The sequence below is a fragment of the Streptosporangium sp. H13245 genome, assembly GCF_055690525.1.
In genome coordinates this window covers 207,270-233,276 of the sequence record NZ_JBSZKT010000007.1, presented here as the reverse complement: position 1 = coordinate 233,276, position 26,007 = coordinate 207,270, and the positions used below count along the sequence as shown (strand labels likewise).

At 72.1% G+C, this 26,007-nt stretch carries 18 protein-coding genes; 6 read left to right on the top strand and 12 right to left on the bottom strand.

Annotated features, from left to right (window positions below; translation table 11 throughout):
- Positions 1–79 precede the first annotated feature (79 nt).
- Positions 80–862, bottom strand: a complete 783-nt coding sequence (locus tag ACW9TB_RS15420) for a neutral zinc metallopeptidase (protein WP_472748702.1) — start codon at positions 860–862, stop codon at positions 80–82.
- Positions 863–965: 103 nt separating this feature from the next.
- The gene (locus ACW9TB_RS15415; RefSeq protein ID WP_472748701.1) at positions 966–1,808 is read right to left on the bottom strand and encodes a neutral zinc metallopeptidase; all 843 of its coding nucleotides are present in this window, start codon (positions 1,806–1,808) and stop codon (positions 966–968) included.
- Positions 1,809–1,990: 182 nt separating this feature from the next.
- Between ACW9TB_RS15415 and dxs the strand changes: the two genes are divergently transcribed.
- Positions 1,991–3,910, top strand: a complete 1,920-nt coding sequence (dxs, locus tag ACW9TB_RS15410; protein WP_472748700.1) for a 1-deoxy-D-xylulose-5-phosphate synthase — start codon at positions 1,991–1,993, stop codon at positions 3,908–3,910.
- 73 nt (positions 3,911–3,983) lie between these two features.
- Here the strand turns inward: dxs and ACW9TB_RS15405 are convergent, their stop codons facing one another.
- Positions 3,984–4,625, bottom strand: a complete 642-nt coding sequence (locus ACW9TB_RS15405; protein WP_472748699.1) for a DedA family protein — start codon at positions 4,623–4,625, stop codon at positions 3,984–3,986.
- A 172-nt stretch (positions 4,626–4,797) separates the two neighbouring features.
- Between ACW9TB_RS15405 and ACW9TB_RS15400 the strand changes: the two genes are divergently transcribed.
- Positions 4,798–6,252, top strand: coding sequence for an amino acid permease (locus ACW9TB_RS15400; RefSeq protein ID WP_472748698.1), 1,455 nt, complete (start codon positions 4,798–4,800; stop codon positions 6,250–6,252).
- Positions 6,253–6,298: 46 nt separating this feature from the next.
- Here ACW9TB_RS15400 and ACW9TB_RS15395 read toward each other — a convergent pair whose 3' ends face one another.
- Positions 6,299–8,401, bottom strand: coding sequence for a 3-hydroxyacyl-CoA dehydrogenase NAD-binding domain-containing protein (locus ACW9TB_RS15395; RefSeq protein WP_472748697.1), 2,103 nt, complete (start codon positions 8,399–8,401; stop codon positions 6,299–6,301).
- The gene (locus tag ACW9TB_RS15390) at positions 8,398–9,597 is read right to left on the bottom strand and encodes a thiolase family protein (protein WP_472748696.1); all 1,200 of its coding nucleotides are present in this window, start codon (positions 9,595–9,597) and stop codon (positions 8,398–8,400) included. Before ACW9TB_RS15390 ends, ACW9TB_RS15395 begins: the two co-directional genes overlap by 4 nt.
- Before the next feature lie 201 nt (positions 9,598–9,798).
- Here ACW9TB_RS15390 and ACW9TB_RS15385 point away from each other — a divergent pair, with 201 nt between their 5' ends.
- Positions 9,799–10,791 (top strand): LacI family DNA-binding transcriptional regulator, encoded by a 993-nt coding sequence (locus ACW9TB_RS15385; RefSeq protein WP_472748695.1) that lies wholly within the window; start codon positions 9,799–9,801, stop codon positions 10,789–10,791.
- A gap of 365 nt (positions 10,792–11,156) precedes the next feature.
- Here the strand turns inward: ACW9TB_RS15385 and ACW9TB_RS15380 are convergent, their stop codons facing one another.
- The 4 genes from ACW9TB_RS15380 to ACW9TB_RS15365 form a co-directional block, all read right to left on the bottom strand.
- Positions 11,157–11,903, bottom strand: a complete 747-nt coding sequence (locus ACW9TB_RS15380) for a hypothetical protein (RefSeq protein WP_472748694.1) — start codon at positions 11,901–11,903, stop codon at positions 11,157–11,159.
- A gap of 126 nt (positions 11,904–12,029) precedes the next feature.
- Positions 12,030–12,866: a sugar phosphate isomerase/epimerase family protein gene (locus ACW9TB_RS15375; RefSeq protein ID WP_472748693.1), complete on the bottom strand. Its 837-nt coding sequence runs from the start codon at positions 12,864–12,866 to the stop codon at positions 12,030–12,032.
- A complete protein-coding gene (locus ACW9TB_RS15370; RefSeq protein WP_472748692.1) occupies positions 12,863–14,002 on the bottom strand; it encodes a dihydrodipicolinate synthase family protein in 1,140 nt (379 codons plus the stop codon). Before ACW9TB_RS15370 ends, ACW9TB_RS15375 begins: the two co-directional genes overlap by 4 nt.
- Positions 14,002–15,144, bottom strand: a complete 1,143-nt coding sequence (locus ACW9TB_RS15365) for a Gfo/Idh/MocA family protein (RefSeq protein WP_472748691.1) — start codon at positions 15,142–15,144, stop codon at positions 14,002–14,004. The genes ACW9TB_RS15370 and ACW9TB_RS15365 overlap by 1 nt, the downstream gene beginning before the upstream one ends.
- A gap of 165 nt (positions 15,145–15,309) precedes the next feature.
- Between ACW9TB_RS15365 and ACW9TB_RS15360 the strand changes: the two genes are divergently transcribed.
- From ACW9TB_RS15360 to ACW9TB_RS15350, 3 genes are all read left to right on the top strand, one after another.
- Complete coding sequence (locus ACW9TB_RS15360; protein WP_472748690.1) at positions 15,310–15,864, top strand: PadR family transcriptional regulator; 555 nt, start codon at positions 15,310–15,312, stop codon at positions 15,862–15,864.
- Between the two features lie 219 nt (positions 15,865–16,083).
- Positions 16,084–16,812, top strand: a complete 729-nt coding sequence (locus tag ACW9TB_RS15355; protein WP_472748689.1) for a VOC family protein — start codon at positions 16,084–16,086, stop codon at positions 16,810–16,812.
- Between the two features lie 263 nt (positions 16,813–17,075).
- Positions 17,076–17,708 (top strand): HNH endonuclease family protein, encoded by a 633-nt coding sequence (locus tag ACW9TB_RS15350; protein ID WP_472748688.1) that lies wholly within the window; start codon positions 17,076–17,078, stop codon positions 17,706–17,708.
- 180 nt (positions 17,709–17,888) lie between these two features.
- Here the strand turns inward: ACW9TB_RS15350 and ACW9TB_RS15345 are convergent, their stop codons facing one another.
- From ACW9TB_RS15345 to ACW9TB_RS15335, 3 genes are all read right to left on the bottom strand, one after another.
- Positions 17,889–20,666 (bottom strand): glycosyl hydrolase family 95 catalytic domain-containing protein, encoded by a 2,778-nt coding sequence (locus ACW9TB_RS15345; protein ID WP_472748687.1) that lies wholly within the window; start codon positions 20,664–20,666, stop codon positions 17,889–17,891.
- 137 nt (positions 20,667–20,803) lie between these two features.
- Complete coding sequence (locus ACW9TB_RS15340; RefSeq protein ID WP_472748686.1) at positions 20,804–21,661, bottom strand: DUF7158 domain-containing protein; 858 nt, start codon at positions 21,659–21,661, stop codon at positions 20,804–20,806.
- Positions 21,658–26,001, bottom strand: a complete 4,344-nt coding sequence (locus ACW9TB_RS15335; RefSeq protein WP_472748685.1) for a glycoside hydrolase family 38 N-terminal domain-containing protein — start codon at positions 25,999–26,001, stop codon at positions 21,658–21,660. The genes ACW9TB_RS15340 and ACW9TB_RS15335 overlap by 4 nt, the downstream gene beginning before the upstream one ends.
- Positions 26,002–26,007 lie beyond the last annotated feature (6 nt).

The window sequence follows — 26,007 nt, the reverse complement described above, 5'->3', positions numbered from 1 at the left end:
CCGGGTGGAAAAGAACGACCACCCGGCGCGCGTCGGTGGGACGGCGGCGGGTGGTCGCGGGGGCGGAGGGGCCGGGAGGTCAGGTGACCCTGGACCTGGGGGCGGTGAAGGTGTTGCAGGAGCCGGGGGTCTCCTGCTGGAAGCCACGGGTCACCCAGTAGGCGATGTTCTTGGCCGTGCCGTGGGTGGCCGTGCTGTAGGCGGCGTTCAGGACGTACCGGAAGTCCGACTCGCGGCGGCCGAGGGAGCGCCAGATGCTGCCGATGAAGGCGCCGCTCAGGCACTCGGCCTGGAGCTCGATCTTGCGCAGCTCGGCGAGCACCGCCTTCTCGTTCTTGTAGTCCCTGGAGTTGAAGGCCGTCATGATCCCGGTGAGCTGCTGGACGTGGTGGCCGTACTCGTGGGCCAGGATCTGGAACAGGAACAGCTCGCTCGCCTCGGCGAGGATCCCCTTGCTGAGGTAGAAGGTGATCTTCTTGTTCGACGGGCAGTAGACCGCCTGGGCGCCCTTGGGGAACTTGCCGCAGCCGGTCGGGACGCCGAGGCGCGAGGTGACCGCGAACCTGGGCTTGGAGAAGGGCAGCTTCGTCTTGGAGAACTGGTACGCCCACCCCTCGTTGAGGCAGTCCAAGGCGAAGTTGAGATAGGCCTCGGCGAGCTCCAGGTCGTCGTTGTGGATGGACTGGTCCGGGCAGTCGTCCGGTTCGAGCTTGCCCGTCTTGTAGATCGGGTTGGCGGTCAGGGCCGCCTTGCCCGTGGGCACCGGCGCGAGTCGCTCGGTGGTGACCGCCGCGCCCGCCGTACCGGCGAGCAGCGTGCCGACGAGCACGCCGGAGAGCAGTGCGATAAGGGGGATGCGCATGATCCTCAACCCTAGGGGAGGCTGAAGGGGGGGTAAAGCCGATATGCGGCCACGCTCTGGGAGCATGGCCGCATATCGCGGGTTCGTGCCGGTGGTCGGGAGATCAGGCGACACGGCCGGTGGGGGCCGACCAGGTGTTGCACCCGGACGGGGAGCCCGCGTCGAAGCCGCGCTCCATCCAGTAGGCCTGGCTGCGGCCCTTGCCGTGGTCGTTCTTGGGCCAGTTCTTGTGCCCGTTGGCGTTGACCCAGCTGACCATCGCGTCCCACTGCTCCGGCTCGACCGGCAGGTCGTCGGCGATCTTGCGCAGGAAGGCGGAGCCGAGGCAGTCGGCCTGCAGTTCGAGGCGGCGGGAGAAGGCCAGCTTGGTGGACGAGGAGGCGCGCCAGATGCTGTTGCCGTAGTAGTCCATGATGCCCGCGAGGCGCTGCACGTGGTGGCCGTACTCGTGGGCGATGAACTGGGCGTGGTTGGCCGGGAAGGCGTTCTTCAGGACCTCACGCGTGACGCCGATGTAGATGGTGCGGTTGCTGGAGCAGTACAGCCCCCCGGCGCTGCTGGGCCACCGGCCGCAGGGGGTGTTCACCTTGGTGGTGGAGAAGCGCAGCTTGGGCTGGGAGAACGCGAGGTCGGTCTTCCTGAACTGGGTCTTCCAGGCCAGGTTCAGGCAGCGGATGAGCTTGGTCACGAAGGCTCGGTAGGAGGCCGCGCTCCCCGCGCGGATCTGTCCGGCCTGGCAGCTCATGGTGGGCAGGGTGCCGGTGCGGTAAAGGGGACTGGCCGTCGCGGCGGCCCGGCCGCGCGGGGGCGCCTGCTCCTTCTCCCTGGCGGAGGACTCCTTGGCGAAGGAGACGGAGGAGGTGGTCGTGACCGGCGCGACCTGCTGCGAGGCGGAGGTCGCGGCAGTCCGCGAGGCGGACGCGCTGGCTGTGCCCAGGCCCGTCACCAGGGCAAACGTCAACGAGACGGCAACAAGAGATGATAGTTGCCTAAAGGGGAGAGTTTTCATGGTGGGGCAAAGGTTATTGCAAGTGTGGATAAAACGTGCAGAATCGCCGCTCTCGGGGGTTGCGTCCCCCATCGCAACTAGACTCGTCGTGACGTTGACTGGACAGAGGGGATGATTCCGTGAGCGAGCGGACCGGGCAGCCTGGAAATCTTCTGGAGTCGGTCAAGGGACCAGGGGACCTCAAGCGCCTGGCGGCGGACGAGCTACCGGTCCTCGCCGCCGAGATCAGGGAGCTCCTGATCTCCTCCACCGCCCGCAGCGGCGGCCACCTCGGTCCCAACCTCGGCGTCGTCGAGCTGACGATCGCGATGCACCGGGTCTTCGACTCGCCGCACGACCGCATCCTGTGGGACACCGGCCACCAGGCCTACGTCCACAAGATGCTCACCGGCCGGGCCGGGCGGTTCGACACGCTCCGCCAGGAGGGCGGCCTGTCGGGCTACCCGAGCCAGAGCGAGTCCGAGCACGACGTCATCGAGAACTCCCACGCCTCGACCGCGCTGTCGTACGCCGACGGCCTGGCCAAGGCGTACCGGCTGCGCGGCGAGGCGGACCGCACGGTCGTCGCGGTGATCGGGGACGGGGCGCTCACCGGCGGCATGGCCTGGGAGGCGCTCAACAACATCGCGGCGCGCAAGGACCTGCCGCTGATCATCGTGGTCAACGACAACGGCCGCTCCTACTCGCCGACCATCGGCGGCCTCGCCTCCCACCTGGCCTCCCTGCGCACGAACCAGCGCTACGAGGACGTGCTCGACTTCGTCAAGGGCAACCTGACCAGGGTCCCGGTGGTCGGCCCTCCCGTCTACGACGCGCTGCACGGCGTCAAGAAGGGTCTCAAGGACGTCTTGGCCCCGCAGGTCATGTTCGAGGACCTCGGCCTGAAGTACATCGGGCTGGTCGACGGCCACGACGAGCAGGCCGTGGAGGCCGCGCTGCGCAGGGCCCGCGACTTCCGCCGCCCGGTCATCGTGCACGTGCTCACCAAGAAGGGCTTCGGCTACTCCCCGGCGGAGAACCACGACGAGGACTGCTTCCACTCGCCGGGCGTCTTCGACCCGCTGACCGGTGAGGAGAAGCCGAAGCCGCACGGCTGGACCAACGTCTTCGGCCAGGAGATGGTGCGCCTGGGCGCCGAGCGGCGCGACATCGTGGCGATCACCGCCGCGATGCTCGGCCCCACCGGCCTGATCCCGTTCTCCGAGGCCTACCCCGACCGCCTCTACGACGTCGGCATCGCCGAGCAGCACGCCCTGACCAGCGCCGCCGGTCTGGCGCTCGGCGGCCTGCACCCGGTGGTGGCCGTCTACGCCACCTTCCTCAACCGGGCCTTCGACCAGCTTCTGATGGACGTCGCCCTGCACCGGCTCCCCGTCACGGTCGTGCTCGACCGGGCGGGCGTCACCGGTGACGACGGCGCAAGCCACAACGGCATGTGGGACCTGTCGATCCTGCAGGTCGTCCCCGGCCTGTCGATCGCCGTGCCCCGCGACGAGCCCCGCCTGCGCGAGCTGCTCGCCGAGGCCGTGGAGATCGACGACGGCCCGAGCGTCCTGCGCTACCCCAAGGGGGCGGTGGCCGCCGAGATCGAGGCGGTCGGCCACCTCGGCGAGATGGACGTGCTGCGCGCGGGCGACCCCGACGTGCTGCTCGTCTCCGTGGGACCGATGGCCGAGCTGTGCATGGAGGCCGCCGACCTGCTCGACGCCCAGGGCATCTCCGCCACGGTGGTCGACCCGCGCTGGGTCAAGCCCCTGGACGAGGCCCTGGTGCCGGCCGCCCGCGTCCACAAGCTGGTCGTGGTGGTCGAGGACAACGGCCGGGTGGGCGCGGTCGGCGACGCGGTCGCCCGCATGCTGCGCGACGCCGACGTGGACGTCCCGGTCCGCACGTACGGCATCCCGCAGCGCTTCCTCGACCACGCCAAGCGCCCGAAGATCCTCGGTGAGATCGGCCTGACCTCGCAGGACATCGCCCGCCAGATCACCGAGGCGATCGCGAAGCGCTCCCCGGTCCTGGAGAACCACCCGACCCGCTGAACCCCGCTGTCCGGGGATCCTCCGGCCCGGGTCACCCGGGCCGCCGGTCCCGCCGCGTCACCCGGTCTCCCCGCTATCCGGGGATCCTCCGGCTCGTGTCGTCCGGGCCGCCGGTCCCGCCGTCCGTGCCCGCCGCCTCCCGCGGCGGGCGGGCGCGGTGGTTGATCACGACGAGGCCCGCCACCACGACCGCCACGCAGGCGAGGATCGGCACCAGCAGGTGCCGGTTCTCGCGCAGGGCCTCACCCACGAGGGCGCCCAGCGACAGGTAGACGGTCACCCAGACCGCGCCGCCCGTCAGGGCCCAGCGTATGAAGCGCGTGTACGGCATGCTCAGGGTCCCCGCGACGATCGGGGTGAGCGAGCCGACCACGGGCAGGAACCGGGCGACGGCCAGAGCCGGGCCGTTGCCCGCGCCCGTGGCCAGCTGCTCGGCCCGCGACCAGCGCCGCTCGCCGATCCGGCGCCCGGCCCCGCTGAGGCGCAGCCGCGACCCGTACCTGCGGCCGACGAGCCAGCCGCCGGTGGCGTACAGGACACACCCCGCGCACCCGGCGACCGCCACCGCCGCGATCTCCCGGGGGCCCGTCAGCGCCGCCCCCGCCACGAGGAGCGCCGCGACACCGGGTATCAGCGATCCGGCGAACGCCAGCACCGCGAGGAGTATCGAGCCGACCAGGTACGGAGACGACGACTGCAGCATGTCCAGGAGCATGACCCAAGGATCGCGGCCCTGAGCGGCGGACGGCATCGGGGACCTCCCCTTAGACAACCCCGAGTTCGCCGTCCGATCGCCGATCCGCCCAAACAACCCCGGGTTCGCCGTTCGATCGCCGATCTACCGGGAATGTGACCTGGAACACAGAACCGGCGGTCGAGGAGGGGCCATGAGCGTCTTGCGCGTCAAGTCGGTGGAACAGTCGATCTCGGACACCGAGGCACCGGAACACCGGCTGCGCAAGGATCTCAGCGCGCTGGACCTCACCATCTTCGGTATCGGCGTCGTCATCGGCACCGGCATCTTCGTGCTCACCGGCCGGGTGGCCAGGGAGATGGCCGGGCCCGCGGTGGCCCTGTCCTTCGTGGTCGCGGGCGTCGTCTGCGCGCTGGCGGCGCTCTGCTACGCCGAGTTCGCCTCCACCGTCCCGGTGGCCGGGTCCGCCTACACCTTCGCCTTCGCCACCCTCGGCGAGTTTCCCGCCTGGATCATCGGCTGGGACCTGATGCTGGAGATGATGCTCGGCGCCGCGGTCGTCGCGGTCGGCTGGTCGGGGTACCTGACCTCGCTGCTGGCGTCCCTGGGGATAACGCTGCCCGGCGCGATCGCGGGGGAGGGGGCGGCGTTCAACCTGCCCGCCGCGCTGATCGTGCTGGTCCTCACCGCGATCCTGGTCGTCGGGATCAAGCTGTCGTCCCGGTTCAACCTGGTCATCGTCACCATCAAGCTCGCGGTGATCATGCTGGTCATCGTGGCCGGGCTGTTCTTCGTCAGGGCCGCCAACTACTCCCCGTTCGTCCCGCCGTCGAAGGTGACCCCCGCCGTGGAGGGACTGTCCGCGCCGCTCATCCAGGTGCTGTTCGGGATCACCCCGGTCGCGTACGGGGTGCTGGGCGTGTTCAGCGCCGCGGCCATCGTGTTCTTCGCCTACATCGGCTTCGACGTGGTCGCCACCGCCGCCGAGGAGACGCGCGACCCGCAGCGGGACCTGCCCATCGGCATCCTGACCTCGCTCGGCGTCTGCACGGTGCTCTACGTCGCGGTCTCCCTGGTCGTCGTCGGCATGCAGCCCTACAGCCGGCTCAGCGAGGCGGCGCCGCTGGCCGACGCGTTCAAGGCGGTCGGCCAGACCTGGGCCGCGTCGCTGATCAGCGTCGGCGCCCTGGCCGGGCTGACGACGGTCGTGATGATCCTCATGCTGGGCATGTCGCGGGTGATGTTCGCCATGTGCCGCGACAACCTGCTGCCGCGCGGGCTGGCCAAGGTGCATCCCAAGTATCGGACGCCGTACGTCATCACCATCATGATGGGCCTCGTCGTCGCGGCCCTGGCCGGGCTGGTGCCGCTGGCCACCATCGCCGAGCTGGTCAACATCGGCACGCTCTTCGCGTTCGTGGTGGTCTCGATCGCGGTGGTCATCCTCCGCCGTACCCGCCCCGACCTGCCGCGTTCCTTCCGCACCCCGCTGGTGCCGCTGGTGCCGGTCCTGTCGGTGCTTGCCTGCGTCTACCTGATGCTCAACCTCCCGGTGGAGACCTGGCTCAGGTTCGTGGCGTGGATGCTGCTCGGGATCCTGATCTACGCCGGGTACGGCTACCGGCACAGCAGGCTGTCGGAACGCTAGCGGCTCCCCCGCCACCCGAGGACGGGGGAGCCGTACAGCGGGGACGTCAGGCGGGGACCGAGGCCACGCCCGGCGGCAGGAAGCGCGGCTCGGCGATGCCGGTCCGGTCGAGGTACGGGGTGACGCCGCCCAGGTGGAACGGCCAGCCCGCGCCGAGGATCATGCACAGGTCGATGTCCTGGGGAGCCGACACCACGCCCTCCTCCAGCATGAGGCGGATCTCCTCGGCCAGCGCCCGCAGCGCTCGCGACCGTACCTCCTCCGCCGTCGACGGGGAGGTGCCGCCGGTGAAGAGGGCCACCGCCTCGGGGTCCAGCGAGAAGTCGGGCGCGTAGACGCCCGGCTTACCGGCGGAGACCAGCCTGGCGAGGTTCTCCGACACCCCGTAGCGGGCCGGGAAGGCCTCGTGCATCGTCTCGGCGACGTGCAGCGCCACGGCGGGGCCGACGAGCTGCATCAGCGCGAACGGGGTCATCGGCAGGCCGAGCCCGTCCAGCGCGTGGTCGGCTACCTCCAGCGGGGTACCCTCGTCGACGGCGCCGATGACCTCGCCCATGAAGCGGGTCAGCAGGCGGTTGACCACGAACGCGGGCGCGTCCTTGACCAGCACGGACGACTTCTTCAGCGACCGGCCGACGGAGAAGGCCGTGGCGAGCGTCGCGTCGTCGGTCTCCGCCCCCCGGACGATCTCCAGCAGCGGCATCACCGCGACCGGGTTGAAGAAGTGGAAGCCCACGACGCGCTCCGGGTGGCGCAGCCCCGAGGCCATCTCGGTCAGCGACAGCGAGGAGGTGTTCGTGGCCAGCACGCACTCGGCGGAGACGACCTCCTCCACCTCGGCGAACACCTTCCGCTTGACCTTCATGTCCTCGAACACCGCCTCGATGACGAAGTCGGCGTCGGCGAACGCGTCCTTGGTCAGCGAACCGGTCACCAGGGCCTTGAGCCGGTTGGCCTGGTCGGCGGAGACGCGCCCCCTGCCGAGCAGCTTGTCCACCTCGGCGTGGACGTAGCCGACACCTTTGTCCAGCCGCTCCCGGTCCAGGTCGGTCAGCACGACCGGGACCTCCAGGCGGCGGGCGAACAGCAGCGCCATCTGCGAGGCCATCAGGCCCGCGCCGACGACGCCGACCTTGGTGACCTTGCGGGCCAGCGCCTTGTCGGGCGCGCCCGCGGGCTTCTTGGCCCGCCGCTGGACCAGGTCGAAGGAGTACAGGCCCGCGCGCAGCTCGTCGCCCATGAGGAGGTCGGCCAGGGCCCGGTCCTCGGCGTCGAAGCCCTCGTCGCGCGAGGCGGTGCGGGCCAGCTCGACCAGCTCCAGCGCGCGGTACGGGGCCGGGGAGGCGCCGTGCAGCCTCATGTCGAGCAGGAAGCGCGCGTCGGCGACCGTCTTGGCCCAGTCGTCGCCGGTGTGGTCGGTACGGGAGACCGTCACCTCGCCGCGCAGCACCTGGGCGGCCCAGCGCAGCGACTCCTCCAGGAAGTCGGCGGGCTCGAACATCGCGTCGGCGACCCCGAGCGCGAACGCCTCCCCGCCCTTGATCATGCGGTTCTGCGCGAGCGGGTTCTCGACGATCAGCTTGACGGCCGCGGCCGGGCCGATCAGCCGGGGCAGCAGCTGGGTGCCGCCCCAGCCGGGGACCAGGCCGAGGAAGCACTCGGGCAGCGCCACGGCGGCCACGCCGGAGGAGATGGTCCGGTACGCGCAGTGCAGCGCGACCTCCAGGCCGCCGCCCATCGCCGCGCCGTTGACGAACGCGAACGACGGCACGTCCAGCTCGCCGAGGCGGCGGAACACGTCGTGCCCCAGCTTGCCGATCCGCAGCGCCTGGTCCCGCTCGGAGACCAGCGCGGCGCCCTTGAGGTCGGCGCCGACGGCGAAGACGAACGGCTTGCCGACGACGCCCACGGCCGCCAGGTCACCGCGCCCGGCGACCTCGTCCAGGGCCTCGCCCAGCGAGGTCAGCCCGCCGGGGCCGAACGTCGACGGCTTGGTGTGGTCGAAGCCGTTGTCCAGGGTGATCAGGGCCATGGTGCCCGCCCCGTGGGGCAGCTCCACGTCGCGGACGGCCGCCCGGGTGACGACCTCGTCGGCGAAGAGCCCGGTGATGTCGGTGCCGCTCGCGGTGTCCGGCTTGATGTCCGTCACTTCTCGCCCTCCCAGCCGAGGTTCTCCCAGATGACCGTTCCGCCCATGCCCAGGCCCACGCACATCGTGGTCACGCCGTAGCGGACGTCGGGGCGCTCGCCGAACTCGCGGGCGAGCTGCGTCATCAGCCGCACCCCGGAGGAGGCCAGCGGGTGGCCGAAGGCGATGGCGCCGCCGTACGGGTTCACCCGGGGGTCGTCGTCGGCGACGCCGAAGTGCTCCAGGAACGCCAGCACCTGCACGGCGAACGCCTCGTTGATCTCGAACAGCCCCATGTCGGAGATGGAGAGCCCGGCCAGGCGCAGGGCCCGCTCGGTGGACGGGATCGGCCCGACGCCCATCACCTCGGGGTCCACGCCCGCGAAGGCGTACGAGACCAGGCGCATCTTCGGCGCGAGGCCGAGCTCCTCCGCGACGTCGGCGGCGGCCACGACGCAGCCGGTGGCGCCGTCGTTGATGCCGGAGGCGTTGCCCGCGGTGACCCGGCCGTGCGGGCGGAACGGGGTCTTCAGCCCGGCGAGGCCCTCCAGCGTGGTGCCGGGGCGGGGGGCCTCGTCGGCCGTGGCCAGCCCCCAGCCCTTCTCCGAGGACCTGGTCGCCATCGGGACCAGGTCCTCCTGGATCCTGCCGTCGGCGTACGCCTTGGCGACCTTCTCCTGGGAGGCGAGGGCGAAGGCGTCCGCGCGGTCCTTCGTGATGGAGGGGTAGCGGTCGTGGAGGTTCTCGGCGGTCATGCCCATGACGAGGGCGGAGCCGTCCACGAGCCGCTCGGCGAGGAAGCGCGGGTTGGGGTCGACGCCCTCGCCCATGGGGTGGCGGCCCATGTGCTCGACGCCCCCGGCGATGGCGACGTCGTACGCGCCGAAGGCGATGCCACCGGCGACCGAGGTCACCGCGGTCATCGCGCCCGCGCACATGCGGTCGATCGAGTAGCCGGGCACGGTCTTGGGCAGCCCGGCCAGGATCGCGGCGGAGCGGCCGAGGGTCAGGCCCTGGTCGCCGATCTGCGTGGTGGCCGCGATGGCCACCTCGTCGACGCGCTCGGGAGGCAGATTCGGATTACGCCGGATCAGCTCGCGGATGACGCGGATCACCAGGTCGTCGGCGCGTGTCTCGGCGTACAGGCCCTTGGGGCCCGACCTGCCGAATGGTGTGCGCACACCGTCGACGAATACGACGTCACGAGACGAAGGCACGGGTTCGCTCCTCGTTGCTGGATGGCTTCCCCACCATGCTACTCGTCAGTAACAACGCTTGGCGCGGCCGGGCGCGCGAGAGGTGGGTAAGTTGTCCCCAAGAGTGTGCGGGCTTTACGTCCCACCTCGCGGGCCGTGTCCGGGGTGCGGGGCGGGGGTAACTCTGGCAGACTTTGGAAAACGCTTTCCGGGAGGTTGTCGGTGGTCACGCTTGAAGATGTCGCCCGGCACGCGGGGGTCTCGCTCGCCACGGCGTCGCGGGTGCTCAACGGCAGCACCCGGCAGGTGGGCGCCCCGCTGCGGGCCAAGGTGGAACTCGCCGCCGCCGAGCTGGGATACCGCACCAACGTGGCCGCGCAGACCCTCGCCAGGGGCGCCAGCAACGTGATCGGCCTGGTCGTCCACGACCTCACCGACCCCTACTTCGCCGCGATCGCCGACGGGGCCATGCGGGTCGCCGAGAGCCAGGGGCTCATGGTCATGATCGGCACCACCCACCGCGACCCCGAACGGGAGATCGCCTACGTCTCGACGCTCAACGCCCAGCGGGTCCGCGCCGTGCTGCTCGTCGGCTCCCGGGTCACCGACCAGGAGACGACCCGGCGGCTGCGGGTGGAGCTCGACCACTACCGGGAGTCCGGCGGCCGGGTCGCCTGCGTGGGCCAGAACCTGCTCGGCGTCGACACGGTGGTGCCGGACAACCGCCGGGGCGCCGCCGAACTGGCCCGCGCCCTCGCCGGGCTGGGGCACCGCAACTTCGCGATCCTCGCCGGGCCCGACTGGCTGATCGCGCCCAGGGACAGGGTGGAGGGGTTCACCGGCGCGCTTGAGGAGCTCGGGCTGCCCGCGCCGCGCGTCCTGAACGGCACCTTCGACCGGGAGGGCGGCTACGCGGCGGCCACCCAGGTCTCCGGGATCACGTGCGTCTTCGCCGTCAACGACGTGATGGCGGTGGGCGCCCTGGCCTCCTTCAGGGACCGGGGCATCCGGGTGCCCGAGGACGTCTCCGTGGCCGGTTTCGACGACATCTTCACCCTGCGCGACCTGGTCCCCTCGCTGTCCACCGTACGGCTGCCGCTCGCCGACATGGGCGCCCGCGCGCTGGAGCTGGCCCTCGGCCCGTCCGCGGAGGGCAGGGCCGAGGCGGTGACCGGCGAGGTGATCCTCCGGGAGAGTACCCGCGGCCTGGGGTGAGCACGACGGGCGGCACGATCCTCCGGGTGAGCGCCCGAGGCCTGGAGCGGCGCGGCGGTGGCGCGGTCCTCCGGGTGAGCACCCGCGGCCTGGGGTGAGCACGACGGGCGGCACGATCCTCCGGGCGAGTGCCCGACGCCTGGAGCGGCGCGGCGGTGGCGCGGTCCTCCGGGTGAGCGCCCGCGGTCCGGTGTGAGCGCGACAGGCGGCGTGACCCTCCGGGCGAGCGCCCGCGGTCCGGCGTGACCTTCCGGGGGAGCACCCCGGGGTGACGCGACAAGCGGCCCGGACCCCCGTGGGGTGGTCCGGGCCGGTCGTGTCGTAGGGGAACGCGGGGGGCGGGGAGAGAGTGGCGGGGAGGAGGGTCAGCGCATGCCGGGAACGGGGTTTCCCTGCTCGTTGACCGGCGGGACCATGATCTGCCCGCGCAGCCAGCGGATCGTCCTGATGACCCCGTCACCGTAGCCGGGGGAGTGCTGGCGGCCCCGGCCGAGCTGGCGGGAGACGTCCTCGGCCGCGCTCTCCTCCATGCCGAGGTTGAGGCCGGTCGGTCCGTGGATGGGGCGGGGCGTGTTGCGGACCGGCGACTTCCTGCGGGTGCCGAGCACCCACTCGCACACGGCGGCGGTGCCGGCGCACCATTCCTTCTCCCACTCGCCCGCCGCGTTGGGCCGGCCCTGGTGGGCCAGCTCGGCGATCCTGCCGATCTCGGCCTCGGTGCGCAGGATCACGCCGCGCCCGCCGACCAGGTGTCCCCAGCCCTCCGAGGAGCGGCGGCCGGGGATGGGCAGCCCGTCCTTCGCGCCGATCAGCCAGTTCAGGGTGCTGATGACCCCGTCGGCCGGCACGACCCGGCCCTCGCGCGGAACCCGCTCGGCGGCGTCGATCTCGGCGCGCGCCTCGGCGAGGGTGGGCGGGGATCCCGAGGAGGGGCGACCGCTGACCGGCGCCTGCTCCCGCTTGCCCAGGGCCCAGAGAATCGCCTCTCCCTGGCCGGAGGGGGCCGAGTCGGGGTTGGCGGCCTCCCACTCCCTGATCGCTTCGAGCACGGCCATCACATGTTCCGGCGGCCGCTGTACGGCGGGGCTGGCTTCGCTTTCTGCGGTCGTCATACCCCTACCGTACGAGTACCTGCCATGTCACTCCAACGTGAAGCGGTAATCCGGACCCGGCGAACGCGTTTTCCTCCCCGTTGGAACGGTCCCCCGCCCCGGAATGTCGTGGCGGGGGCCCGCGTGTCATCCCGCGACGAACGCGGCGAAGGCGGTCTTCACCCTGGCCAGGATCCCGTCGGGGTCTGCGGCCCACACGTCGGCGTTGAAGATCTCCACCTCGATGTCCCCCGTGTAGCCCGCCTCGGCCACCGCGCGGGTCATCGGGGCGAAGTCGATCACGCCGTCGCCCATGATCCCCCGGCCCAGCAGCACGTCGGAGGGGAGCGGCGACAGGAAGTCGCACACCTGGTAGCTCGCGATCCGGCCCGAGGCCCTGGCGATCTGCCCCAGGACCTGCGGGTCCCACCACACGTGGAAGGTGTCGACGACGACGCCCACCTGCTCGGAGGGGTGCGCCTCCGCCAGGTCGAGCGCCTGGCCGAGCGTGGACAGCACGGCCCGGTCGGCGCAGTACATCGGGTGCAGCGGTTCGAGGGCGAGCCGCACCCCGCGCTCGCCCGCGTACGGGGCCAGCACGGCCAGCGCCTCGGCGACCCGCTCCCGCGCGGCGGGCAGGTCGCGGGAGATCGTGCCCGGCGGCTCGCCGGGCACCACGCCGGGCAGGCCGCCGACCACCATGACCAGGCAGGCGGCGCCCAGCGCGGCGGCCTCGTCGATCGCCCTGCGGTTGTCGTCCAGGGCCTCCGGCCCGCCGGAGGTGAGGAACCCGCCCCGGCACAGCGACGACACCCGCAGCCCGGCGTCCGCGACGAGCTTGACGGTCTCCTCCAGGCCCTGCGCGGCGACGTCCTGCCGCCACAGGCCGATGGCCTCGACGCCGTGCCGCACGCACCCGTCGACGGCTTCGGCCACCGACCACCGCTTCGTGGTCCACTGGTTCAGCGAGAGACGGCTCGTCACAGGCCGTTCACCGCCAGCAGGGAGCGCATCCGGGAGACCGCCAGCCCGGGGTCGGCCAGCAGCCCGGCCCTGTCGGCCAGCCGGAACACCTCGGCCAGGTGGGGCAGGGAACGGGCCGCCTGGGCGCCGTTGACCATGCTGAAGGCGTCCTGGTGGCCGTTGAGCCACGCCAGGAAGACGATGCCCGTCTTGTAGTTGTACGTCGGCGCCTCGAAGATCTTCCGCGAGAGCGGGACCGTGGGCTCCATGATCTCGTCGTACCGCCCGAGGTCGCCCGCGTCGAGTGCCGCCAGGGCCGCCGCGGCGGCGGGGGCGATCGCGTCGAAGATGCCCAGCAGCGCGTGGCTGCCCGACCTGATCAGCGAGGGGTAGTTGAAGTCGTCGCCGGTGTAGAGCCGCACGCCCTCGGGCAGCGCCGCGCGCAACCCGATCTCGTGCCCGGCGTCCAGCAGCGAGACCTTCACCCCGTCCACCTTCGCCGCGTGCTCGCGGATCAGGGACAGGAACGACGCGGTAGCCTCGGGCACGTCCCGCGAACCCCAGTAGCCCGCCAGGTTCGGGTCGAACATCTCGCCCAGCCAGTGCAGGATCACCGGCCGGTCGGCCTGGGAGAGCAGCTCGCCGTAGACCCGGTGGTAGTCCTCGGGGCCCCGCGCGATCGCGGCCAGCTGGCGGCTCGCCATCACGATGACCCCGGCGCCCGCGTCCCGTACGGTCTCGATCTGCTCGGTGTAGGCCGCCACGACCTCGTCCAGGGTCCGGGCGTGCGGGGCCTGGTCGGTGCCCGCGCCGCAGGCCACCAGCGCCGCCGGGTCGCCGAAGGCCTTCGCCTCGGTGGCGCTGCGCCGGATCAGCTCGCGGGTGGCCGCCCAGTCGAGCCCCATGTTGCGCTGGGCGGTGTCCATGGCGTCGGCGACCCGCAGCCCGTACGACCACAGGTGGTGCCGGAAGCGCAGGGTGGCGTCCCAGTCGACGGCGGCGGGGGAGCCCGGGGTGTTGTCGCCGAGCGGGTCGGCGACCACGTGGGCGGCGGCGTAGACGACGCGGCTCGCGGCGGGGCCCGCGGGCCTGGTCCAGGTGACCGGCTCGCGCAGGGTGTGCTCCCCGCCGGGCAGCGCGATCCTCGGCGCGGCCATCAGGGCTCCACCGGCAGGCGGCGGCCCTCGGCGGAGGAGCGCAGGCCCAGCTCGGCGAGGCGGACGCCGCGCGCGCCCGAGGCGAAGTCGTAGGGGAAGGGGGCGTCCTCGACCACGTGGCGGACGAACCGCTCCCACTGGATCTTGAAGCCGTTGTCGAACTCCGTGTTGTCGGGCACCTCCTGCCAGCCGTCCCTGAAGCGGGCGGTGGCGGGCAGGTCGGGGTTCCAGACCGGCTTGGGAGTGGTGGCGCGGTGCTGGATCCGGCAGTCGCGCAGGCCCGCGACGGCGCTGCCGTGCGTGCCGTCCACCTGGAACTCCACCAGTTCGTCGCGGTTCACCCTGACGCTCCAGGAGGAGTTGATCTGCGCGATGATCCCGCCCTCCAGCTCGAACACCCCGTAGGCGGCGTCGTCGGCGGTGGCCCGGTAGCCCTCTCCCCGCTCGTCCACCCGCTCGGGGATGTGGGTGACGGCCTGGGCGTAGACGGAGGTGATCCGGCCGAAGAGGTTCTCCAGGACGTACGCCCAGTGCGGGAACATGTCGAGGACGATGCCGCCGCCGTCCTCGGCGCGGTAGTTCCACGACGGGCGCTGGGCCTCCTGCCAGTCGCCCTCGAACACCCAGTAGCCGAACTCGCCGCGCACCGACAGGATCCGGCCGAAGAAGCCGCCGTCGATCAGGCGCCTCAGCTTGAGCAGGCCGGGCAGGAAGAGCTTGTCCTGCACGACGCCGTTCTTCACGCCCCTCGCGGTCGCGGCCTCGGCCAGCGCCAGCGCGTCCTCGTACGTCTCGGCGGTCGGCTTCTCCGCGTAGACGTGCTTGCCCGCCTCGATCGCCGCGAGCACGGCCTTCACGCGGGCCTGGGTGACCTGGGCGTCGAAGTAGACGAGGTTGTCGTCGTCCGCGAGGGCGGCGTCGAGGTCGGTGGTCCAGGACTCGACGCCGTGCTCCTCCGCGAGCCTGCGCAGCTTCTCGGCGCTGCGGCCCACCAGCACCGGCCTGAGCAGGACCCTCCCACCGTCCGACAGTGTCACGCCGCCCTGCTCGTTGATCGCCAGGACAGAGCGGACCAGGTGCTGGCGGTAGCCCATGCGGCCCGTGACACCGTTCATCACAACGCCGATGCTTTGCGGGGACATCTTTCTCCGACCTCCAAGGAAAGCGCTTTCCTTTCCACCGTACGACAGCCGTCCCACCTGCGGCAAGCGTCGGGGGGAAGGAGGTTGAGCAGGGGGAGGTCCTCGCCCTCCCGGGAGCGCGGGGCCGGTAGGCTCCGATCACGATCGTCCGAAGATGGGAGCAGGGTGTCGGCCATCCGGCTGCTGGTGCTCGGGGCCGTCCGTGAGCGTGGCCGGGCGCACGGATACCAGGTGCGCGGCGACCTGGAGAGCTGGGGCGCGCACGAGTGGTCCACGGCCAAGCCCGGCTCGATCTACCACGCGCTCCGGCAGATGGCCAAGCAGGGGCTGCTGCGCGCCCACGAGCTGGCGCCGAGCGCCGCGGGCGGGCCGCCCCGGGTGGAGTACGAGCTCACCGACGAGGGTGACACGGAGTTCCTGGGCATGCTGCGTACAGCCCTGGCCAGGCACGACCAGAAGATCGACGAGCTGACGGCCGGGGTGGGTTTCCTCAACTGCCTGCCCAGGGAGGAGGTGGTCGCGCTGCTGAAGGAGCGGGTGGCCGCCCTCGACGGCTGGCGGGCGGAGGTCGCCCGCCACTGGTCGCCCGACGACACCGCCTCCCGGGAGTGGGAGCCGACCGCCGAGATCATGCGGCTCTGGACACACTTCTCCGGCAGCGGCGCCGAGTGGACCCGCGGGCTGATCGAACGCCTGGAGAGGGACGCGCGCACGTCCTGAGCCCGAGGGGGGCCGCGCCGACGCCCCCGGCCGGGCGGGCGGGGAGTCACGGGTGTGCGGCCGTCACGGTGTCCCGGCGCGCGGTGTTTCCGTGCCGGGTGCTCCCGCGTGGCGCGTTTCCGGGCGAGACATGGCAATCCCATAGGTGTCGGCCTTCCGGCGCCGCTACACTCGGATTCAGCTAGTAAAATTTGACTACTGCTCATCCGGAGGAGCCAGGTGGCCAACGAGACGACCGTGCCGATACTGCCCTGCCTGTCGATCGACGAGGTCGAGGAGTTCTACGTCGCGCTGGGCTTCACCAGGACCTACCGGCAGGTCCGCCCGAACCCGTACGTCGCCCTGCGGCGGGAGGACATCCACCTGCACTTCTGCGGCATCCCCGGCTTCAGGCCGGAGGACTCCTACGGCAGCTGCGTCGTCAGCGTCCCCGACACCGGGGTCCTCTACCGCGCCTTCGCCGAGGGCATGCGGTCGGCGTACGGCAGGCTCCTCGTCTCCGGGATCCCCCGGATGACCAGGCCGAGGAAGCGGAAGAACGCCGACGACCTCGCCGGGTTCACGATCGTCGACCCGGGAGGGAACTGGATCCGGATCTACCCCTCGTCCGGGGACGCGGATCCTCCGTCCGGGGAGGAGCCCCCGGCGGGCATGCTCGCCGAGGCGTTGCGGAACGCCGTCGTCATGGGCGACTCCCGCGGCGACCACCGGCAGGCCGCCAAGATCCTCGACGGCGCGCTGGCGCGGGCGGCGGACGCGCCGAACGCGGAGCTCGTCGAAGCGCTCCTCTACCGCGCCGAGACGGCCCTGACGCTCTCCGACCGCGAGCTGGCGGGCGAGCTGCTGGCCCGCGTCCGCGCGATCCCCCTGGAGGCCGCCGAACGGGAACGGCTGGCCGGGCCGCTGGCGGGCGCGGACGACATCGAGGCGGCCCTGACCGCCGGGTGAGCCCGGGGACTCCGGTGTTTACGGGATCTTCACGGTGCGTTCGCGGGGGCCGGGACGGCCCGCGAACGCCCCCGCGTCATGTCGTCGCAGATCAAGCGAGCCAGATCCTGGATCAAGGCAGTATCCGACCAAGCGTGTCCTGACTCGTCGTCAAACCATGACATTTCCGCATTTGTCATGGGTTGAGACGTTTCGTTCTGTCCTCCTCTCGCCGTGCCCAGACCCCCCGACTGGCCGAGGTGGAGCGACAGAAGGGGCCACTCGTGAAACGAGTCGTCACCGGGATTTCCGCCACCCTCACGGCAATTCTCCTCACCGTCTCCCTGACAACGGGATCGGCGTCGGCGACCCCGCCCAACATCCCCTCCGCGGCCACCGCCGCCAGCAGGCTCGCGACGCTCACCGTCGCCGCCGAGACGAACCAGTCCTCCTACAACCGCTCCCTGTTCAACCACTGGATCACCATCAGCGGCTCCTGCAACACCCGGGAGACGGTGCTCAAGCGGGACGGTACGGGAGTGGTCGTCGACTCCAGCTGCGCGGCCACCTCCGGCCGCTGGTACTCCCCGTTCGACGGCGCCACCTGGACCGCCGCGAGCGACGTCGACATCGACCACATGGTGCCGCTCGCCGAGGCGTGGCGCTCGGGCGCCTACGCGTGGACCAGCGCGCAGCGCCAGTCCTACGCCAACGACCTGGGCGGGCCCGAGCTGTGGGCGGTGACCGACAACGTCAACCAGACCAAGGGCGACCAGGACCCCTCGACGTGGCAGCCCCCGCTGGCGAGCTTCGACTGCACCTACGCCAGGGCGTGGATCCAGGTGAAGTACTACTGGAAGCTGACGCTGCAGAGCTCGGAGAAGAGCGCCCTGCAGGGCATGCTCGCGAGCTGCTGACTGTCCCGGCCCTCCGCGAGAACGACGAGCGTTCCGCCCCCTCACCGTGAGGGGGCGGAACGCTCGTCGTTTCGCATAAAAACGGGGAGTCCGGGGCCCGCGCCCGGCTCAGGGGTGGGGGCGGGACCCGGAACCCCCCGTCACGCGCCGGTCAGGCCGTACGGTGCCGGAAGGCGGGGGTCACGGGGCCGCGATGGTGTACGTCGCGCCCGCCTGGGTCGGGAAGGTGATCACGTTGCCGCTGACGGTGTGGGCCACCGTGCCGCCGCCGACCCGGTTGACCACGATCGTCTGGCCGGGCCAGGGATGCTGCAGGCGCACCTGGCGGCCCGCCTCGCTGGTGATGTCGACGTAGGTCACGCGCCCGCCGGAGAACGCGCTGGAGACGACCAGGGCGTCCTTCTCCCGCAGCTTGACGAAGCTCGCGTTCCTGTTCGACGGCCAGACGGGGAACACCCGCATGACGCCGCCGTCGCTCTGCAGCATCAGGTTGTTGACCGCCTCGATCGCCCCGCCCTTCTCGATCCCGTGGTTGGGGTCCCGGACGCGCAGGTTGGGGTCCAGCTTGTTGTTGATCTCGTTCTTGAGCCTGTCGATCAGGCTCTGGGCCGGGTAGCCCACCCGCGCGGCCTGGGTGAACACTTTGGGGAAGCTGTTGTCCTGGCCCCAGGAGTTCATCGCGTCGAGCGTGTCGATCGCGGTCTGCCGGTCGGCCGCCGGGGAGTTGATCCCGAGGGCCTCGCCGGGGTGGACGAACTCCAGGTTGACGGTGTTGTCGCCCGGCCGGATGGCCCGGCCGTCGCTGAGCGTGCCCGGGTCGGCCAGCGCGTAGACCCGCTTGCCGTTGTGGGTCGTGGTCGGGATCGGCGCCAGGCGCTGCAGGATGGTCGTCCAGGTGGCCCGGTCGCCCGCGTCGACGTTGAGCTCCACGCTCGCGTCGACCAGCGTCGACAGCAGGTTGCGCAGCAGCCCGAGGTCGGCGCTGGAGTTGCGGCCCCAGGTGCCCTCGTGCGGCCCGCCGTAGAGGTTGTAGCGCTGCGCCCCGGCGTCGTACTCCAGGTAGTGCTGGAAGAAGGTGGCGACCTCCTTCATGAAGGGGTACGCCTTCGAGGTCAGGAAGGTCCGGTCCCTGGTGTAGTCGTAGTAGGCGATGTACTGCGAGACGGTGAACAGCGAGTTGACCACCTGCTGGTGGTAGTTGTCGTCGGCGGTCGCGCCGAAGGGCGCGATGCCCACCGGGAAGAGCACGCCGCCGGGCACGCCCCCGCTGGGGAAGCGGGCGCCGACGTAGTCGGGCTTGACCCGCCTCAGGTCCTGCTGCGCCCGCCGCCTCGCCTCGGGCAGGTAGGCCTGCACCAGGTCGTAGTACGGCAGGGCGAGGTCGGTCCTGTTGCTGGAGTAGACGCCGTAGAAGTTGGCCATCCAGTTGTAGTTCAGGTGCATGTCACCGCTGAACTGGGGCGAGTCGGTGGTGGCCCAGACGCCGTAGAGGCCGGGGGCGGTCTTGCCCGCGCGGCTGGAGGAGCCGATCAGGTAGAGCGACCCGTAGTAGAACCTCTCCAGCACGTCGTCGTTGAGGTCGACGTACGACTTGAGCCAGTACTGCTTCCACCACTCCACGTGCGCGGTGTAGAGCGTGTCGAGCGATCCGCCGCTCTGGCCGTCCACCAGCGCGCGGGCGGCCGGTGCCGGGTCCGCCGGGTTCTGGCCGCCGCCGGAGACGCCCGTCACGACGCGTACGGTCTGGCCGGGCGCCAGGTCGAAGACCGTCGTCGCCGCCGCGCCCGAGGAGGTGGGGGTTCCCACCGGGTTCGCGCCGATCAGCCGGGTGGCGAGGGAGGCCCGGGAGACCCACCTCGACCCCGAGGGGGTCTGGCGCGTCGCCCACGTCGTACTGCCCGAGACGCCCGCCGTGTTGGTGAAGCCCGTCCTGGGGGCGGGCGACCCGGCGGAGGTCTGCGCCCTGAGCCGCACCGTGGCGGAGCCGAGCGACTGGATCTGGGTGACCACGAGGTTGTCGTTGGCGCCGGTCCAGGTCTTCATGGCCACCGGCACGCCGCCGATGGTCATCGAGGTGTCGACCTCGCCCTTGAGGATGTTCTGCTCCTCAAGGAACGGCCCGGACGGCTGGGTGGGCCCTCCGGCCCCGTACAGCTCGATCTGGCCGATGCGCGCGCGGGGGTTGGCGGTGGAGTCCGGCGTCGTGCCCTGGGTCGGCTCGGTGATGCTCAGCCGCACGTAGCGGGCGCTGACCGAGGCGATCGTCCGGTCGCTCACCCCGCCGGTGTTGCCGGTCACCGTGTCCACGGTGGACCAGGTGCTGTTGTTGGAACTGACCGAGACGGTGAAGTTCCTGGTGTTGTTGGCCGTCTCGGCGGGCCGGGCGGCGGAGTCGTGCCTCACGACGTAGCGGGTGAAGGTCTTGGCGGAGCCGAGGTCGAGGGTGATGGTCTGGGGCTTGCCGACCTCGGAGACCCAGCCCTCGTACCCGGAGCCCCAGCCGCCGTTGACGGCCCGGTTCGGCGGGAAGCTCGGGTGGGAGCTCGACGCCGTCGCCGAGGCGCCCAGCGCGAGGTTGCCCGAGGAGCCCGTGCCGCCCTCGGGGGAGATGGAGACCGAGCCGAGGGAGACCAGGGAGGGGTTGGGATTGCCCGCCCAGAAGTTCCCCTTGGTGATGTGGAAGGTCTTGAAACCGTCACCTCCGGCGGAGGTGACGCCGACGTCGCCGTTGCCGAGCAGCGCGGTGCTCGGCATGGTGTTCGACACGGCGCCGGTGTACGCCTGGTTGGTCCATCTGCCCTTGATGCCGGAGAGCAGCTGCTGGACCTCGGTCCACTGCTGGGCGGGGGAGGGGGTCGCGGCCTGGGCCGGGGTGGCCGTCACGAGCGTGGCCGCGAGCGCGGCGGCCAGCGCGGTGGCGAGGAGGTTCCTGATACGGGGTTGCCTTGTTCCGCTCACGGGGGGTGTCCCTTTCGTGGGAGTGCGGGGGCTTTCTGAGTGTCTCTGGTGGTCCCGGGGTTCATCGCCTCCGGGTCGGCGGAGGTGTGTACGGGGCTGTGGCGGCTCCTGTCGTTCTGGGAACGGGGTCTCGGGGGTCAGTGGCGGTGGGTGTGGTCGGGCTGCCGGATGTCGCCGGGGTGCTCGAACCCCGGCAGGAGGACGGCCCTCGCGCACCGCGCGTCCGCCCACAGCGCGAAGCTCCGGCGGCGCGCGGCCTCCAGCAGGTCGGCCCTGATGCGCGGGGCGGCCCGCTGGAGCGTGACGGTCCCCGCCCGGAGCGGGCCCGTGACGAAGGTGTGGCGCTCGATCGGGCCTACCACGGCGTCCTCGGGCGCCGCGAACAGCGCCCTGTCGATCGCCTCGGCGAACTCGCCCTGGCGCACCAGGTAACGGCGGCCACCGTTGACCGGGCGGTCGTCGTAGTGGTGGGTCACCATGCGGGCGGGGCGGCCCCGGTACCTGTCCTGGTTGGCGGCGTAGTAGGCCGCCACCTCGCCGTCGCCGACGGTGACACCGGCGGTCATCTCCCGGTAGAGGGCCTGCGCGAGGGGACCGGCCGCCAGGACGGCGGCCAGCACGCTTCCGAGCTCCAGGCGCGCGGTGGCGTCCAGCTCCAGCGGGGGCTTTCTAGGATCGCGGGCCGCCGTCAGGCCGCGCCGCGCCGCCTCGTCGGCGACGACCTGCTCGGTGACGAGCAGCTGGACGGCCCAGCGGCGCAGCTGACGGCCCTCGGTCGTGCCGTCGGCGGGCAGCAGGGGCCCGCGCGGCCCCGCCCGCAGCAGCCGGACGCGCTCCTCGACCCTGGCCACCGTTACGGGCGTCCCCCCGACCCAGGCGGCGACCGCGGGCGCCTCGTGGTGGTGCGCCGCCTCCCCGGCACGGGTGGCGGCCGGGGGCGTCCCGTGGAGGTGCGGGCCGGTCTCGGGGGCGTCTCCGGTGCGGGCGGCGGTCATCCGTCCTCCCGTACGAGCAGAGGCACCGCCGGGGAGTACGAGAGCCTGCCGAACCACATGCACTTGAGCAGCACCCACCACGACCCCGGCCTGGCGCCGGGTGGCACGGCCACGTCGACGTGGAGTTCCGTGCCGCCGCCCGCCGCGACCGCGAGGGGACGGGACGCCGTCCGCACCGCGTCCCACGTCCCCCAGGGGCTGATCACCTGGACCTCGCCCCTGATGTCGAAACCGGCGCGGTTGCGCAGCACGGCGGTGAGCCGCCCGCTCCGCCCCGGCGCGAGGGTCAGTCCCTCCCCGGTCAGCTCGACCTCCAGCAGCCCGGCCTGCCCGCCCGGCGCCGGACGGCCGCGCCCGTCCACGAAGAGGACGTCCTCGTGGACCTGGCCGCCGTGGGTGAGCTGCGCGGCGATCACGTGCGGCCCCTCACCGGCGTCCGGGGCGGGGGTGACGTCCACCTCGAAGGAGGTCCAGCCGCCGGGCCCCAGCAGCACCGGCCGGTCGCCGGGGTCGGCGTCCCAGCCGGGCGGGGTCACGATCCTGAGGTGGCCTTCCGCGTCGGCGTCGACCAGGTCGGAGGCGAGGGTCACGCGCAGCCGGGACCCGGCCCCCGGCTCGCCGGACGGCCGCAGGCTGACGCTCATCGGCTGGTAGCCCAGCGGCGCCGACCCCCTGTTGTGCAGCCAGTAGCGGGAGAAGACCGGCTGCGCGGCCTCGGCCGAGGGCCCCAGCGCCCCGCCGGGCGCGCCCAGGTCCGCGGAAGCCTGCATGGAGGCGTCCGGGGAGACCTCCCCGGAAACGCTCTCGGAGACCGAAGCGGAAACCGGCGCGGAGCCCGGTCCGTCGCCTCGCCACCGCGACTCCGGGGACGGATCCGGGACCTGCGGCTGCAGGGCGTACGTCGTGACGCCGCTGGGACCCAGCTCCCCGTGCAGGACGCCGTCCAGCGTCTTGGCCGCGCTGCTCTCCACCTCCAGCATGTCGGCGACGGCCGCCTGGACGAACGGGACGTGCGACCTCAGGCGCAGGGTGGTGTGGCGGCCGTGCGGCTCGTACAGCCGCGCGCTGACGCCCCGGCGCGGGTCGGCGGCGCGCGCGCTGCCGTGCGCGGTCGGGTTGCCGCCCGCTTTGAACGCGGCGAGGACGGCCGCGCCGGGGGGCTCGACCGACAGCAGCGACGCGGAGGCGGGCAGGGAGCCGGGGTGCGCGTCCTCGACGACGGCCCGGAGCGGGTGGTTGAAGTCGTGCGCCCTGGCCACCAGGCCCGTGTCGCGCCAGTCGCCCCGGCCACCGGCCAGCGCGTAGTCGAAGGAGTGGCTCCAGTGCTGGAGCTGGAACCCGCTGCCGTCGGGCGCCGTACGCCTCGGCGGGTCGATCCAGACCCCCGAGGGCCAGCCGGTGCACGAGCGCATGAGCGACAGGTGCATCCGCCCCTCGGTGTCGACGGCGAAGCCGGGCACGCCCCGGTTCAGCACGGCCACGGTGTGGTTGTCGAGGAAGCCCTCTCCCGACAGCTCGCGCGGCTGCGTCACCTCGATCTGGGAGTCGGCCAGGTCCGCGACGACCCCGGCCAGCGCCTCCTCGACGTCGTGCGCCGCGATGACGAGTACCGGCAGGTCCGCGGGGGCCCGCAGGTCGGCGTCGGGCACGAACAGCTCGGCCGGGCCCCGGCCCGCCGGGATCCACAGCAGCGCCCGGCCGCCGGTCGCGAGCTGCCGGTCGTACTCCGCGCGGTAGCGGTCACCGGCGGCCTCCAGGACGGCCGAGGTGAACGCGTTCTCCTCCGGGCCGCCGACGGAGATCCGGACGTCCGGCAGGTTCGAGTCGAACGCCAGCAGGCCGTAGCGGTTCCCGCCCGCGTACGAGCAGGTCGCGGTCACCCCCGACTGCGCGAGGGCGACGGCGAGGGCCCGCCCGAGCCCGGCGGTGTCGTCCTCCTCGGGGACCACGATCTCGGCGATCCCGATGGCGCGCGTCCCCGCGGAGACCCCGCCGGTGTCGCGCAGCGCGACCCTGGCCGTCGAGCTCAGCCCGAACCACTGGTAGGCCGGGTTGTCGAGGGTCCACGGGTGCCGGGCCGCGTCGACGTCGGGGTGGGCGAACGGGCGGCCGACGACCGCGTGTCCCACCTCGGAGACGGGGAGCGCCCCGGCGACGGCGCACGGCCAGCGCAGCCGCACCAGCTTGTCGTCGCCGTCGAAGGTGTCGATGTGGGTCACGCAGTCCACCCGGTCGATCCCGTGCCACAGCGTGACGACCTGGGTGTAGGTGAGCGGCCCGACCGCCCCGGTGACCGTGACGCGCCACCCGGCCGGTGACTCCTCGGCGACGACCGCGTGCGCGGGGGCCGAGGCGGAGCCGACGGACGTGCCGTTGGGCAGCAGGTGCCAGGGGCCCTCGCGGAAGGTCGGGTGCTCGGAGTACTCGTCGTACACCACGATCTCGTTGCCCAGCCCGCCCGGGGTGAGCAGCTCGCGTCCGGCGGCCAGGTCGACCAGGCTCCGTACGCCGCCGCCGCGCTCCGGGTCGACGGTGAGCCGGTGGTACTCGTTGGCGATGGTGAGCGTGTCGACCGGCCGCCACCCCCGGGGGACGTCGGCGTCGAGGGGGCCGGTGACCAGCCGGTAGGTGCGGTAGCCGACCGAGGGCACCCCGGCGGCGACGAACGCCACCTCGGCGACGCCGTCCCCGAGGTGCTCGACGACCGAGGGCACGGCCTCGCCCGCGTCGTCCACGACGCCGTGGAACGGCGCGGGCACGGTGACGCGGACCACGTCGGTACGCGGCCAGGCCAGGGCGTTGAACACCGTGACGGCGCGGCCCTCGCCCCGGGTGTCGACGCGGGCCGACAGGTGCCGCAGCGCGGCGTCGTGGACGGTCCGCGACAGGTCGAACGCCTCGCGCCACCCGGCCAGCAGGTCCAGGTAGACCTGGTCGGACTCGGTCCCGGTGATCGCGTCGTGGTGCGCGCCGTAGACGAGCTGGCGCCAGGCCTTGTCCAGCGCGGCCTCCGGATAGGCGGCGTCCCCCGCCAGGCAGGCCAGCGTCGCGAACCTCTCCGCGTCGAGCAGCAGGTTCTCCGCGGCCCGCTGCGCGAGCTTGGTGTCGATGTAGGAGACGTCCTTGCCGGTATAGATCGGGTTCATGTCGCGCGTCTGCGGTGACAGCCGCCTGCCGGTGGCCGCCAGCTCCGCGGTGACCGCGGAGAAGAAGTCGCGGGGCAGCGCGCTCACGAACCGGGGCCAGGTGTAGCGGGCGTTCCAGTCGCGGTGGATCGCGGTGACCCACTTGTTCGGCGGGCTGTAGTCGGTGCCGACCGGCAGCAGGACGTTGCGCGTGGCTGCGACGGTCTTCATCCGCAGGAACAGCCGGTAGACCGACTCCTCGGCGTCCGGGAGGGTCTCCGCGGAGTCCATCGACCACCCGGCGCTGTAGTGGGCGGCCATGTAACTCGTCAGCAGGCCCCGCCCGCTCGGCGAGATCCACTCGAACTCGCTGCGGAACTGCATGCCCGCGGGCTCCGCCTGCGGGGTGTCGTACGTGCCCATGGTCAGGCTGGGCCCCCACTGGTGGAAGGGGCCGCGCGCCCACGAGCTCGACGTCAGCCCGGCGTCGGCCATCAGGCCGGGGAACTGCGGGTCGTGCCCGAACGCGTCGAGCTGCCAGGCGGTGGCGGGGTCGCCGCCGAGGATGTCGCGCTGGAAGCCCATGCCGTAGACGGCGTTGCGGATCGTGGTCTCCGCGCCGGTCAGGTTCGTGTTCGGCTCGTTGTAGGTGCCGCCCATGATCTCCAGTCGGCCCTCGGCGATCAGGCGCCGGACGACCTCGCGGTTCTCGGGGAAGGTGTCCCAGTACGGCTTGAGGTAGTCGACCTCGGCGAGCACGAAACGGTAGTCGGGGTCGCGCCTGGCCAGCTCCAGGTGCGCGTCGATCAGGTGGAAGCCGGTGAACTGGAAGCTCATCCGCTCGGCCTGGGCGCCGGGCAGGGCGTCCCACTCGCTGGTATACCCGGCCTGGGTGTTCCACCACACCGGGTCGTAGTGGAAGTGCGACACCATGTGCACGGTCCAGCCGGGCTCGGCCACGGTCAGCGTGCCGGACGCCACGGCCCGCTCACCGCCCGCCGTCACCTCGACGGTGACCTCCACCCGCGCGCCGACCGGCGCGTCCGTACGCACCGGCACCTCCAAGGCCCCGGACCCCGAAGAGACCAGCGTGCCGCGCGCCCCTCCCGTGACCGTCACCTCCAGCCGCCCGGACGGGCCGGCCCCGGCCGTGTGGACGCGCAGGATCTGGCACGGATCGTCTTCCGGGCCGGTGAAGAGCTCGGTGGACTCCACGGAGCC

Excerpts from the sequence above, each read along its gene's own strand:
- ACW9TB_RS15380 (WP_472748694.1), bottom strand. The coding sequence starts at position 11,903 with ATGACGACCGCAGAAAGCGAAGCCAGCCCCGCCGTACAGCGGCCGCCG.
- ACW9TB_RS15400 (WP_472748698.1), top strand. The coding sequence starts at position 4,798 with ATGAGCGTCTTGCGCGTCAAGTCGGTGGAACAGTCGATCTCGGACACC.
- ACW9TB_RS15405 (WP_472748699.1), bottom strand. The coding sequence starts at position 4,625 with ATGCTCCTGGACATGCTGCAGTCGTCGTCTCCGTACCTGGTCGGCTCG.
- ACW9TB_RS15370 (WP_472748692.1), bottom strand. The coding sequence starts at position 14,002 with ATGGCCGCGCCGAGGATCGCGCTGCCCGGCGGGGAGCACACCCTGCGC.
- ACW9TB_RS15340 (WP_472748686.1), bottom strand. The coding sequence starts at position 21,661 with ATGACCGCCGCCCGCACCGGAGACGCCCCCGAGACCGGCCCGCACCTC.
- ACW9TB_RS15365 (WP_472748691.1), bottom strand. The coding sequence starts at position 15,144 with ATGTCCCCGCAAAGCATCGGCGTTGTGATGAACGGTGTCACGGGCCGC.
- ACW9TB_RS15420 (WP_472748702.1), bottom strand. The coding sequence starts at position 862 with ATGCGCATCCCCCTTATCGCACTGCTCTCCGGCGTGCTCGTCGGCACG.